12 protein-coding genes are annotated in these 12,110 nt (G+C 69.9%); 10 read left to right on the forward strand and 2 right to left on the reverse strand.

Going from position 1 to position 12,110, the window contains the following annotated elements; genetic code table 11:
• Nucleotides 1-86: 86 nt before the first annotated feature.
• The 4 genes from WG903_RS05665 to WG903_RS05680 are packed head-to-tail and all read left to right on the forward strand — an operon-like array spanning nucleotide 87 to nucleotide 3,238.
• Complete coding sequence (locus tag WG903_RS05665; RefSeq protein ID WP_340073245.1) at nucleotides 87-1,046, forward strand: hypothetical protein; 960 nt, start codon at nucleotides 87-89, stop codon at nucleotides 1,044-1,046.
• The gene (locus WG903_RS05670) at nucleotides 1,043-1,882 is read left to right on the forward strand and encodes an alpha/beta fold hydrolase (RefSeq protein ID WP_340073246.1); all 840 of its coding nucleotides are present in this window, start codon (nucleotides 1,043-1,045) and stop codon (nucleotides 1,880-1,882) included. The genes WG903_RS05665 and WG903_RS05670 overlap by 4 nt, the downstream gene beginning before the upstream one ends.
• A gap of 13 nt (nucleotides 1,883-1,895) precedes the next feature.
• Nucleotides 1,896-2,723 carry a class I SAM-dependent methyltransferase gene (locus WG903_RS05675; RefSeq protein WP_340073247.1) on the forward strand — a complete coding sequence of 276 codons (828 nt, stop codon included), beginning with the start codon at nucleotides 1,896-1,898 and terminating at the stop codon, nucleotides 2,721-2,723.
• An 11-nt stretch (nucleotides 2,724-2,734) separates the two neighbouring features.
• Nucleotides 2,735-3,238, forward strand: coding sequence for a DUF3455 domain-containing protein (locus WG903_RS05680; RefSeq protein WP_340073248.1), 504 nt, complete (start codon nucleotides 2,735-2,737; stop codon nucleotides 3,236-3,238).
• Here WG903_RS05680 and WG903_RS05685 read toward each other — a convergent pair whose 3' ends face one another.
• Nucleotides 3,239-3,541, reverse strand: a complete 303-nt coding sequence (locus tag WG903_RS05685) for a hypothetical protein (RefSeq protein ID WP_340073249.1) — start codon at nucleotides 3,539-3,541, stop codon at nucleotides 3,239-3,241.
• Nucleotides 3,542-3,698: 157 nt separating this feature from the next.
• Nucleotides 3,699-4,724, reverse strand: coding sequence for an AraC family transcriptional regulator (locus tag WG903_RS05690; protein ID WP_340073250.1), 1,026 nt, complete (start codon nucleotides 4,722-4,724; stop codon nucleotides 3,699-3,701).
• A gap of 91 nt (nucleotides 4,725-4,815) precedes the next feature.
• Here WG903_RS05690 and WG903_RS05695 point away from each other — a divergent pair, with 91 nt between their 5' ends.
• From WG903_RS05695 to WG903_RS05720, 6 genes are read left to right on the forward strand one after another with little or no spacing between them, the layout of a single operon-like run.
• Complete coding sequence (locus WG903_RS05695; RefSeq protein WP_340073251.1) at nucleotides 4,816-6,423, forward strand: carboxyl transferase domain-containing protein; 1,608 nt, start codon at nucleotides 4,816-4,818, stop codon at nucleotides 6,421-6,423.
• The gene (locus WG903_RS05700) at nucleotides 6,423-7,556 is read left to right on the forward strand and encodes an acyl-CoA dehydrogenase family protein (protein ID WP_340073252.1); all 1,134 of its coding nucleotides are present in this window, start codon (nucleotides 6,423-6,425) and stop codon (nucleotides 7,554-7,556) included. Before WG903_RS05695 ends, WG903_RS05700 begins: the two co-directional genes overlap by 1 nt.
• Nucleotides 7,557-7,570: 14 nt before the next feature.
• Entirely contained in the window at nucleotides 7,571-8,713 is a 1,143-nt protein-coding gene (locus tag WG903_RS05705) for a dienelactone hydrolase family protein (RefSeq protein WP_340073253.1), read from the forward strand.
• Nucleotides 8,710-9,489 carry an enoyl-CoA hydratase/isomerase family protein gene (locus WG903_RS05710; RefSeq protein ID WP_340073254.1) on the forward strand — a complete coding sequence of 260 codons (780 nt, stop codon included), beginning with the start codon at nucleotides 8,710-8,712 and terminating at the stop codon, nucleotides 9,487-9,489. Before WG903_RS05705 ends, WG903_RS05710 begins: the two co-directional genes overlap by 4 nt.
• Nucleotides 9,477-10,127 carry a DUF4126 domain-containing protein gene (locus WG903_RS05715; protein ID WP_340073255.1) on the forward strand — a complete coding sequence of 217 codons (651 nt, stop codon included), beginning with the start codon at nucleotides 9,477-9,479 and terminating at the stop codon, nucleotides 10,125-10,127. Before WG903_RS05710 ends, WG903_RS05715 begins: the two co-directional genes overlap by 13 nt.
• Nucleotides 10,099-12,099: an acetyl/propionyl/methylcrotonyl-CoA carboxylase subunit alpha gene (locus WG903_RS05720; protein WP_340073256.1), complete on the forward strand. Its 2,001-nt coding sequence runs from the start codon at nucleotides 10,099-10,101 to the stop codon at nucleotides 12,097-12,099. The genes WG903_RS05715 and WG903_RS05720 overlap by 29 nt, the downstream gene beginning before the upstream one ends.
• Nucleotides 12,100-12,110: the final 11 nt, after the last annotated feature.

Genomic DNA, 12,110 nt, shown 5'->3' on the forward strand with positions numbered 1-12,110 from the left:
GGGATGACCCGGAAGGCGTGGAACGCCCGTGCAACGCACCCCCTCGCACAGTGCGGCTTCCACTTCCCAACCCGAGGACATCCCCCATGGAAGCCACCGTTACCGATCGCGCCGCGACCCCCGCGGCGTCCCGTTATGCCAAGGCCATCGAAGCGTCCAAGCGCGTGCGCTGGGACATCGACCGCGACGTGATCCGCGGCCGCGAATTCGACTACGGCCGCAAGTTCCTGCCCGACGGCCTGTCGAAGGTGCAGGCCCTGACGTTCCTGTCGCCCGCCGAGAAGCGCCTGCTGTCGCAGGTGCAGGGCCGCACCTACGCGAACATGTTCGCGCTGGTCGAGCGCTTCATCGGCGCCAAGACCGCGGAGCTGTCGCGCGACCACTCGCTGGGCGACCAGGTCGCGTTCGAGGCGCTGGTGCGCCTGACCGACGAGGAGCTGAAGCACCAGGAGCTGTTCCGCCGCCTCGACGCGATGATGACCGCGGGCATGCCGGCGGGCTACACCTTCCTGCCCGAGCCGAACGAAGTCGCGAAGGTCGTGCTGGGCAAGGGCGACTGGGCCATCATGGCCCTGACGCTGGACATCGAGATCTTCTCGCAGTCGCACTACCGCTCCAGCATCGACCCCGACGCCGAGCTCTCGCCGCTGTGGAAGGACGTGTTCCTGTTCCACTGGAAGGAAGAGTCGCAGCACGCCATCCTCGACGAGCTCGAGTGGCGCCGCGTGCACGCCATGACCAGCCCCGCCGGCCGCGACCGCGGCGTCGACGAGCTGATCGAGCTGGTGGGCGCGGTCGACGGCATCTGCCAGGCCCAGGCCGGAGCCGATGCGGACTACTTCATCGCCAACGCCGGACGCAAGTTCACCGCGGCGCAGGAGAAGGACATCCGCGACACGGTGCTCAAGGCCTACCGCTGGCAGTACATCCTGAGCGGCGCGCAGGATGCGCGCTACGGCGAGGTGCTGCAGGCGCTCACCACGCCCGAGCAGCTGCAGCGCGTGCTCAAGGCCCTCGGCCCGATCGCGGAACACGTCGGCCAATGAGCGACGTGCTGCCGCCCGCCGCCGACCGGCCGACGGTCGTGCTGCTGCATTCCAGCGCGAGTTCGCCCCGCCAGTGGACGGACCTCGTGGAGATGCTGCGGCGCGACTTCCGCGTGCTGGCGGTCGAGTTCCACGGCCACGGCCTGCGCCCGGACTGGCCGCACCAGCGCCGCATGACGCTGGCGGACGACGCCGCGCTGGCCGTGCCGCTGCTGGAGCTGACGGGCGGTGCGCACGTGATCGGCCACTCGTACGGCGGCGCCGTGGCGCTCAAGCTCGCTTGCATGCACCCGCGCCTGGTGCACGGGGTCGTCGCGTACGAGCCGGTGCTGTTCCGCATACTGGCCGACGACGCGGCCCACCCCGAGCACATGCTCGTGGTGCAGCGCGTCGCCGCCGGCATGCGCGAGCGCGTCGAGGCCGGCCACCCCGGCCACGCCGCGCGCCTGTTCGTCGACTTCTGGTCCGGCGCCGGCACGTGGAACGCGATGCCGGCCAAGCAGCAGCAGGTCGTCGAGCTGCGCATGCCCAGCGTCGTGCGCCATTTCGACGCGCTGTTCGGCGAGCCCTTCGCGCGTGATGCGCTCGCGCACATGGCGATGCCGATGCTGTTCCTCTCGGGCAGCCGCACGACCAACGTCGCGCGGCGCATCGCGCAGCTGCTGCGCGCGACGCTGCCGCTGGCCGAGCACGAGGAGATGCCTGGCCTGGGCCACATGGGCCCGATCACGCACGCGCACCACGTCAACGAGCGCATCCGCCAGTTCCTGAAACCCCACTCGCGTTTCGCGCGCACCGCGGTGCTGCCGGGGCGCGCCCTTTCCCCCAACTGTTGAAGACACACCCACCATGACCACCACCACCACCACGGCCCCCGGCACCGATTTCGGCGCCATCAAGCAGAAGCAGCAGGCCACCTGGGCCAGCGGCGACTTCGCCGTCATCGGCACGACGCTGCAGATCGTCGGCGAGACGCTGGCCGAAGCCGCCGACGTGCGCGCCGGCGAGCGCGTGCTCGACGTCGCGGCCGGCAACGGCAACGCCACGCTGGCCGCCGCGCGCCGCTTCGCGCAAGTCACGTCCACCGACTACGTGCCTGAGCTGCTGAAGAAGGGCGCCGCGCGCGCCGCCGCCGAAGGCCTGGAAGTCACCTTCCGCACCGCCGACGCCGAGCAATTGCCCTTCGAGGACTCGAGCTTCGACGTGGCGCTGTCCACCTACGGCGTGATGTTCGCACCCGACGCGCCGCGCTGCGCCGCGGAGCTCCTGCGCGTCGTGCGCCGCGGCGGCCGCATCGGCCTGGCCAGCTGGACGCCGCAAGGCTTCCTGGGCGACCTGTTCAAGGTGGTGGGCTCCTTCGTGCCCCCGCCCGCGGGCCTGAAGTCGCCGATGCAATGGGGCGACGAGGCGCGCATCGAGGAGCTGTTCGGCGGCGAAGGCACGATCCGCATGGCGCGGCGCATCTTCAACTTCCGCTACCAGTCCGCCGAGCACTGGGTGCAAGTGTTCCGCGACTACTACGGCCCGACGCACAAGGCATTCGCGGCCCTGGACGAGGCCGGCAAGGCCAAGATGCACCGCGCGCTCATCGAGCTGCTCGAGAAGAACAACGTCGGCGGCCCCTCGTCGCTGGTGGTGCCGGCCGAGTACCTCGAAGTCGTCGTCACCGTGGATTGAGGAGAGCGCGCATGAAATCGTTCGTCATCGCGGCCTCCACCGCACTCGCCCTCGGCGCCTGCGCCGAGTCGCGCCAGGTCCTGCAGCCCAGCTCGGCGGAGCGCGTGTCGCTCACGCTCAACGCCGCGGGCGTGCAGGTGTACCAGTGCCGCCAGTCGCGCGACAACCCCGTGCAGCATGAATGGGGCTTCGTCGGGCCCGAGGCCGATCTCTACGACAGCGCCGGCCAGCGCGCCGGCCGCCACTACGGCGGCCCGACCTGGGAAGCGCTGGATGGCAGCAAGGTGATGGCGCAGGTCGCGGGCCGCGCGCCGGCGAAGTCGCCCGATTCGATCCCGTGGCTGCTGCTGAAGGCGCGGCCGGCGGCGCCGCAAGGCACCTTCGGCAACGTCACCAGCATCCAGCGGCTGGAGACGGTCGGCGGGTCGGCGCCGGCCCAGGCGTGCTCGACGCAGAACGCCGGCGAGACCGTGCGCGTGCCCTACGCCGCGCAGTACGTGTTCTTCACGCGCTGATCAGGCGCGCTTCGGCTGGCGGAAGTCGGTGAGGGGGATCAGGCCCTGGTCCCCGTCTTCGTAGAGCAGGTGGGCGGAGTCGCCGTCGACGATCCAGCACGCCCGGAAGGGCTGGCCGTTGACCACCGCATTGGCGTCACGCATGAGCTCGCGGAACTTCGGCGTGAGGCGCTGCAGCACCGGCTCGCTCGTGCAGGGCTTGTCCGAAAGCCGGACCGAGTCCTGCCCGTTGCTGGCCACCAGCTCGTCGGCCAGGGCGGGTGCGGCCAGCAGGGCCGCGGCGCAGAGAAGGGCGAACTTCATGGATTTGACTCCGTTGGGCGTGCAATCCGACAAACGTTGCACTTGGAGGCATGGTGCGTCCGGGGCCCTGCCCCGGCTGTAGGAATGGGAGAGGTTGCCGGGTCGTCGGCCCACGCCGCGCGCTATCGGCGGGCGGCGCGGCACCGGGGCCCGTGCCTCAGCGTTGGCCGCGGAACTCCGCCGGCGACGTCCCGGTCCATTGGCGGAACGCCCGGATGAAGCTCTTTTCGTTGCGGAAGCCCACGGCCGCCGCGACCTGCTTCACCGGCTTTTCGGTGCGGAACAGCAGGTCGCTGGCGCGCTCGCGCCGGGTCTCGTCCTTCAGTTGCTGCAGGCTCGCGCCCTCGTCTTTCAGCTGGCGATGCAAGGTGCGCGGCGACACGTGCAGCAGGCGCGCGATGTGCGCCGCGCTGTGCGCCTGCTCCGCGTGCGAGACGAGTACCTGCCGCACCTGCTCGACCAGCAGGCGGTCGCGCCGGTACTGCAGCACCGTGAGCGGCAGGGCGCGCTTGAGCATCTGGCGCAGCGCCTTCTCGTCGCGGCGCAGCGGCAGCGCCAGGTAGCGCGCGTCGAAGGCGACCAGCGCCTGCTGCGCGTCGAACTCGATGCGCCCGCCCGGGAACATGTGGCGGTACGCGTCGGCATGCGGCGGCTGCGGGAACGGGAAGCGCGCGGCGGCCAGCGGGATGCGCGAGTCGACATACCAGCACGCCAGGCCATGGATGTTGCGCAGCACGTGCACCAGGCAGAACTCCCGCGCGCCGGCGCCGTGGCGCGCCAGGTTGGCGAGCTCCTCGATGGCGATCACGGCTGTGTCGCCCTGCTGCTGCAGGCCGATGCGGATGTCCGCCGCGATGAGCCCATGGTGGCGGCACCAGCGCTTGATCGCGACGCCGAGGTTGGGCGAGCTGAGCGAGGCGCGCGCCAGCATCCCGTAGCTGCCCCAGGGCAGCTTGCGGCCGAAGGCGCCCAGCGCTTCGTCGTCCAGCGCCTGCATCGCCGCGCCCGACAGTAGCTCCATCTGCAGGGAGGTGATCCGCGCATCGGCTTTGGCCAGCTGCGCTGGCGTGATCTGTGCCGCCCGCAGGGCCTCGGCCGGGTTCACGCCGCCGCGAGCCATTGCCTGCGCCATCACGCGGGCGAAGGCCATCGGGGTGGCGGCGGTGGGGACGGCGGTGGCCATGGCAGGCCCCAGTGTAGCTGGCACGATTTGCAACCTGCCGGATACCCTCCGGTGACGGCCCGCGGCGCTACCATCGTGCGAGGAGACGACCATGCCCATCCTCGAGAGCCAGCTCAACCCGCGGTCTGCGGAATTCCAGTCCAACGCCCAGGCCATGCGGGCGCTGGTGGAAGACCTGGCGGCGCAGGTGGCCAAGGCGGCGGCCGGCGGCGGCGAGGCGGCGCGCGCCAAGCACACCGCGCGCGGCAAGCTCTTGCCGCGCGACCGCGTGCAGATGCTGCTCGACCCGGGCACGCCTTTCCTGGAGATCGCGCCGCTGGCCGCGCACGACATGTACAACGGCGACGCGCCCTCGGCGGGCGTGATCACGGGCATCGGCCGCGTGTCGGGCGTCGAATGCATGATCGTGTGCAACGACGCCACGGTGAAGGGCGGCACCTACTACCCGATGACGGTGAAGAAGCACCTGCGCGCGCAGGAGATCGCCGCGCAGAACCGCCTGCCGTGCATCTACCTCGTCGACTCGGGCGGCGCCAACCTGCCGAACCAGGACGAGGTGTTCCCCGACCGCGACCACTTCGGCCGCATCTTCTACAACCAGGCGAATCTCTCCGCGCAAGGCATCGCGCAGATCGCCGTGGTGATGGGCTCGTGCACCGCGGGCGGCGCGTACGTGCCGGCGATGAGCGACGAGACCATCATCGTCAAGAACCAGGGCACCATCTTCCTGGGCGGCCCGCCGCTGGTGAAGGCGGCCACCGGCGAAATCGTCTCGGCCGAGGACCTGGGCGGCGGCGATGCGCACACGCGCCTGTCGGGCGTGGCCGACCACCTGGCGCAGAACGACATGCACGCGCTGGCGCTGGCGCGGCAAGCCGTGGCGACGCTCGATGCGCGCAAGCAGTGGCCGGCCGACGTGCGCGAGCCGAAGCCGCCGAAGTACGACCCGAAGGAGATCTACGGCGTGGTGCCGCAGGACACGCGCAAGCCCTGGGACGTGCGCGAGGTGATCGCGCGCATGGTCGACGGCAGCGAGATGCACGAGTTCAAGGCGCGCTTCGGCACGACGCTGGTGTGCGGCTTCGCGCACATCGAGGGCATGCCGGTGGGCATCATCGCGAACAACGGGATCCTGTTCTCCGAAAGCGCGCAGAAGGGTGCGCACTTCATCGAGCTGTGCTGCCAGCGCAAGATCCCGCTGGTGTTCCTGCAGAACATCACCGGCTTCATGGTGGGCCGCAAGTACGAGAACGAAGGCATCGCGCGCCACGGCGCGAAGATGGTGACGGCGGTGGCCACCGCCAGCGTGCCGAAATTCACCGTGATCATCGGCGGCAGCTTCGGCGCCGGCAACTACGGCATGTGCGGCCGCGCGTACTCGCCGCGCTTCCTGTGGATGTGGCCGAACGCGCGCATCTCGGTCATGGGCGGCGAGCAGGCGGCCAGCGTGCTGGCCACGGTCAAGCGCGACGGCATCGAAGGCAAGGGCGGCAAGTGGAGCGCGGAAGAAGAAGCCGCGTTCAAGCAGCCGCTGCTGGACCAGTTCGCCTTCCAGTCGCATCCCTATTACGCCAGCGCGCGCCTGTGGGACGACGGCGTGATCGACCCGGCCGACACGCGCCGCGTGCTGGCGCTGGGCCTGTCGGCCGCCATGAACGCGCCGATCGGCGAGCCCAAGTTCGGCGTGTTCCGCATGTGATGGACAGCATCTACCTCACCCACGACCACGAGCTGCTGCGCGAGCAGGTCGCGAAGTTCATCGCGCGCGAGGTCGAGCCGCACGCCGACGCGTGGGAAGAGCAGGGCCATGTGCCGCGCGAGGTGCTCAAGCGCATGGGCGAGGCGGGCCTGTTCGGGCTGATGTACGAATCGCAATACGGCGGCGCCGAGGCCGACGCGCTGACCAACCTGGTCTTCGCCGAGGCGCTCTCGCAATCGACCTATGCCGGCTTCATCATCACCGTGCTGGTCCACACCGACATGGCGAGCCCGCACCTGCACCACGCGGGCAGCGCGGCGCAGAAGGAGAAGTACCTGAAGCGGGTGATCGCCGGCGAGCTGGTCACGGCGGTCGCGATCACCGAGCCGGGCGCAGGCTCCGACGTCTCCGGCATCCGCACGACGGCGAAGCGCGACGGCAACGAGTGGGTGCTCAACGGCACCAAGATGTTCATCACCAACGGCGTGCACGCCAACCTGTACTTCGTCGCGGCGAAGACCGGGGCGGGCAAGCGCGAGATGTCGATGTTCATCGTCGAGAAGGGCACGCCGGGCTTCACCGTGGGCCGCGCGCTGAAGAAGACCGGCTGGCTGTCGTCCGACACGGCCGAACTCGTCTTCGACAACGTGCGCATCCCGGCGGACAACCTGCTGGGCGAGGAGGGCAAGGGCTTCTACTCGGTGATGAAGAACTTCCAGACCGAGCGCATCGCGCTGGCCGCGATGGCGGTGGGGCATTGCCAGCGCGCGCTGCAGCTCACGCTGGACTACGTGCGCCAGCGCACGGCCTTCGGCGGGCCGCTGTGGGACCAGCAGACGATCCGCCAGCGCATCTCCATGCTCGATGCCAAGACGCGCGCCGCACGCCAGTTCATGTACCACTGCGCCTGGCGCGTCACGCAGGGCCACGACATCGTGCAGGACGTCTCCATGCTCAAGGCGCTGACGGGCGAGCTGGTGAACGAGGTCGTGCAGGCCTGCCAGCAGTTCCACGGCGGCATGGGCTACATCCGCGAAACGGCGATCGAGCGGCTGTGGCGCGATGCGCGCGTCCTGGCCATCGGCGGCGGCGCGACCGAAGTGATGCTGGAGGAAGTGGCCAAGCGCTACTGACGGAGGACCTGACGATGCGTGCCCTGTTCGCCCTGCTGCTCGCCCTGTTCATCGCGCCGCTGCATGCGCAGACGTTGCAGCTGGACAACCTGCTGAACGAGTCGGTGGTGACCATCCCCAAGAAGGGGGCCCTGTTCACCATCGATCTCGAGACGACGCTGTACAAGCCCGAGGGCGACGGGCCGTTCCCGGTGGTCGTCATCAACCACGGCAAGGCCGACGGCAACCCGCGCTTCCAGGGACGCTACCGCCCGGGGCGCGCCGCGCGCTACTTCCTGCAGCGCGGCTACGCGGTGGTCGTGCCCATGCGGCAGGGCTTCTCGAAATCCGGCGGCTCGTACATCGCGGGCTGCCACGTCGAGTCCAACGGCCGCCTGCAGGCCGAGGACGTGAAGGCCGCACTCGACTGGGTGCGCGAGCAGCCTTGGGCCATCAAGGACCAGCTGCTGGTGGTGGGCCAGTCGCACGGCGGCTGGACCACGCTGGCGTTCGGCGCGCTGAAGTATCCCGGCGTGAAGGGCCTGGTGAACTTCGCGGGCGGGCTGCGGCAGGAAGGCTGTTTCCAGTGGAAGGAGCAACTGGCCAACGGCGCCGGCGACTACGCGAAAGAAACGACGCTGCCTTCGCTCTGGTTCTACGGCGACAACGACAGCTACTGGGACGTGCCGACCTGGCAGGCGATGGCCGACAAGTACAAGGCCGGCGGCGCCAACATGCGGCTGGTGGCCTTCGGCAGCTTCGGCACCGACGCGCACGGGCTCTTCAATTCGCAGGCCGGCGCGAAGATCTGGGAACCGGAAGTGACGAAGTTCCTGCAGCAGGTGGGCCTGCCCTTCGAGACCACGGCCGTGGCCGTCAAGTTCGCCGCGAAGCCGGCCACGCCGGCGCCGCCCGCCACCAACTTCGCGTCGGTGCTCGACGAAACGAAGCTGCCGCACGTGAAGGAGTCCGGACGCGAGGGCTACAAGAGCTACCTCGGCCGTGAGATGCCGCGCGCCTTCGCGATCTCGGAGCAGGGCGCCTGGGGCTGGGCCAACGGCGACGGCGACCCGCTGCAGCGCGCGCTGGACAACTGCGCGCGGCAACACAAGGGCGAGTGCAAGCTGTACTCTGTGGACGACAAGGTCGTCTGGCCGGAAGGAAAAGTCGCGCAATGAAACACCTGCAATTGGCATTCGACGCGGGCGTGGCGACGGTCACGCTCAACCGCCCCGACGTGCGCAACGCGTTCAACGACGAGGTGATCGGGGAGCTGTCCGGCGTCTTCGCCGAATACGGCGAGCGGCGCGAGGTGCGTTGCATCGTGCTCGCGGCCAACGGCGCGGCCTTCTGCGCCGGCGCCGACCTCAACTGGATGAAGCGCATGGCGAGCTACTCCTACGAGGAGAACCTCGACGACGCCAAGGCGCTGGCCAACATGCTGCGCGTGATCTACCGGTGCCCCAAGCCGACCATCGCGCGCGTGCAGGGCGACACCTACGCGGGCGGCATGGGCCTGGTGGCCGCGTGCGACATCGCCATCTCGGTGGACACCGCGAACTACTGCCTGAGCGAGGTGAAGCTGGGCCTGATACCCGCGACCATCAGCCCCTACGTGATCCGCGCGATGGGGCCGCGCGCGGCGCACCGCTACTTCCTCACGGCCGAGCGCTTCGACGCCGGCGAAGCGCTGCGCATCGGCTTCGTGCACGAGGTCGTGAAGGCCGGGGAGCTCGACGCGAAGGTGAGCGAGATCGCGCAAGCGCTCGTCGCCGCCGGCCCCGCAGCGGTGAAGGCGTGCAAGGAGCTGGTGCACGACGTCGCCGACCGCGAGATCGACCACGTGCTGGTCGAGCGCACGGTCAAGGGCATCGCCGACATCCGCGTGAGCGACGAAGGCCGCGAAGGCATCCAGTCCTTCCTGGGCAAGCGCAAGCCGTCATGGGCCACCTGATCGACACGCCGCAACTGCTGGCACTGGCCGCGGCGCTGGGCTGGGCCAGCGGCATCCGCCTGTACGCAGTCGTGCTGCTCACCGGCCTGGCCGGCCACTTCGGCCTCATCGACCTGCCGCAGGGCCTGAAGGTGCTGGAGCACCCGGGCGTGCTCGCGGCCAGCGGCTTCATGTGCTTCATCGAGTTCTTCGCCGACAAGATCCCCTACGTCGACACGCTGTGGGACATGGTGCACACGGTGATCCGCATCCCGGCCGGTGCGGCGCTGGCGGCGGGCGCGCTCGGCGCCGACGGGCCCGCGATGGGATGGATCGCCGCGATCCTCGGGGGCAGCCTCGCGGCCACCAGCCACGTGACCAAGCTCACCACGCGCGCGGCGGTCAATACCTCGCCCGAGCCCTTCTCCAACCTCGGCGTGTCGCTGCTGGAGGACGGCCTCGTCGTCTTCATGCTGTGGCTGTCGGCGACGCATCCGGTCGCTTTCGCCTTCGTGCTGCTGCTGTCGATCGCGCTGGCGATCCTGCTGCTCGCCCTGCTGTTCAAGTTCCTGCGCCTGGTCGCGCGCAGGCTCGTCGACTTCTTCTCCGGCCATGCGCCGAAGCTCTCGTATGTTCAACAAGATCCTGATCGCAAATAGAGGCGAGATCGCGTGCCGCGTGGCGGCGACGGCGCGGCGCATGGCCATCCGCACGGTCGCCGTCTACTCGGACGCCGACGCCAACGCCAAGCACGTGGCCGCCTGCGACGAAGCCGTGCACATCGGCGGCAGCGCGCCCAAGGACAGCTACCTGCGCTGGGAGCGCATCATCGATGCGGCGAAAGCGACCGGCGCACAGGCGATCCACCCGGGCTACGGCTTCCTGTCGGAGAACGAGGAGTTCGCGCAGGCCTGCGCCAATGCGGGGCTGGTCTTCATCGGCCCGCCGGCCTCCGCCATCCAGGCGATGGGCCTGAAGGCGGAATCGAAGCAGCTGATGGAAAAGGCCGGCGTGCCGCTGGTGCCGGGCTACCACGGCGCGGCGCAGGACCCGGCGCTGCTGCAGAAGGAAGCCGACCGCATCGGCTACCCCGTGCTGATCAAGGCCAGCGCCGGCGGCGGCGGCAAGGGCATGCGCGCGGTCGACAAGGCCGAGGACTTCCTCGCCGCGCTGCAGTCGTGCAAGCGCGAGGCCACCAACAGCTTCGGCGACGACGCCGTGCTGGTCGAGAAGTACGTGCAGCGCCCGCGCCACATCGAGATCCAGGTGTTCGGCGACACGCAGGGCAACTACGTCTACCTGTTCGAGCGCGACTGCTCGGTGCAGCGCCGCCACCAGAAGGTGCTGGAGGAAGCGCCCGCGCCCGGCATGACGCAGGCGATGCGCGAGCAGATGGGCAATGCGGCCGTGGCCGCGGCGCGCGCGGTCAAGTACGTCGGGGCGGGGACCGTGGAGTTCATCGTCGAGCAGCGCGGCAAGGGCGAGATGAACTTCTTCTTCATGGAGATGAACACGCGCCTGCAGGTCGAGCACCCCGTCACCGAGGCGATCACGGGCTTGGACCTCGTCGAATGGCAATTGCGCGTCGCGGCCGGCCAGCCACTGCCGCTGAAACAGGAGCAGCTGGCGATCCGCGGCCACGCGATCGAGGCGCGCATCTGCGCCGAGAACCCCGACAACAACTTCCTGCCGGCCACGGGGCGGCTGGAGGTCGCGCGCTGGCCGCAACACGTCGCCTTCGAGCGCGGGGCCGTGCGCCTGGACACCGGCTTCGGCGAAGGCGATGCGGTCTCGCCGTTCTACGACTCGATGATCGCCAAGCTGATCGTGCATGGCGACACGCGCGAGCAGGCGCTGGCGCGGCTGGACGAGGCATTGGCGCGCACCCACATCGTCGGCGTGGCGACCAACGTGCAGTTCCTGCGGCACGTGGTGAAGAGCCGCTCGTTCGCGCAGGCCGACCTGGACACCGCGCTGATCCAGCGCGAGGCGGCGGTGCTGTTCCACCAGCAGCCGGTCTCGCTGGCGCAGGCCGCGGCCGCCGCGATCGCGCAGGCGCTCGTCGCCGAGCGCGCGGGCGAGGGCCGGGACCCGTTCAGCCGCCGCGACGGCTGGCGCTCGCACGGCGTCGCGTCGCGCCGCTTCGAATTCGAGTTCGGCGGCGAGCATGCCGCCGCGACGCTGGCCTACCTGCACGACGGCGCGCTGGCGCTCACGGTCGGCAATGTCTCCGGCGCGCTGTCGTTCGAGCGGCAGGGCGAGGCGATCGACGTCCACTTCGCCGGTGAGCGCTTCACCGCGTCGGTGTACGCAAGCGGCGAGATGGACCATGTCTTCACGCCGCGCGGCGCGGCCTCGATCCTCGCGCTCGACCTGCTCGCGCACGCGGGCGAAGGCGCGGCCGACGTCGGCCGCCTCACCGCGCCCATGCCGGGCAAGGTGATCTCCTTTGCGGTGAAAGCCGGCGACAAGGTGAGCAAGGGCCAGCCCCTGGCGGTGATGGAGGCGATGAAGATGGAGCACACCATCGCCGCGCCGGCCGACGGCACAGTGCAGGAATTGCTGTACGCGCCGGGGGACCAGGTGGCCGAAGGAGCAGAACTTCTGCGACTGAGTGCCATCCCGGCGTAGGCCGGGATCCA

The organism is Ramlibacter sp. PS4R-6 (assembly GCF_037572775.1).
GTDB lineage: Bacteria > Pseudomonadota > Gammaproteobacteria > Burkholderiales > Burkholderiaceae_C > Ramlibacter.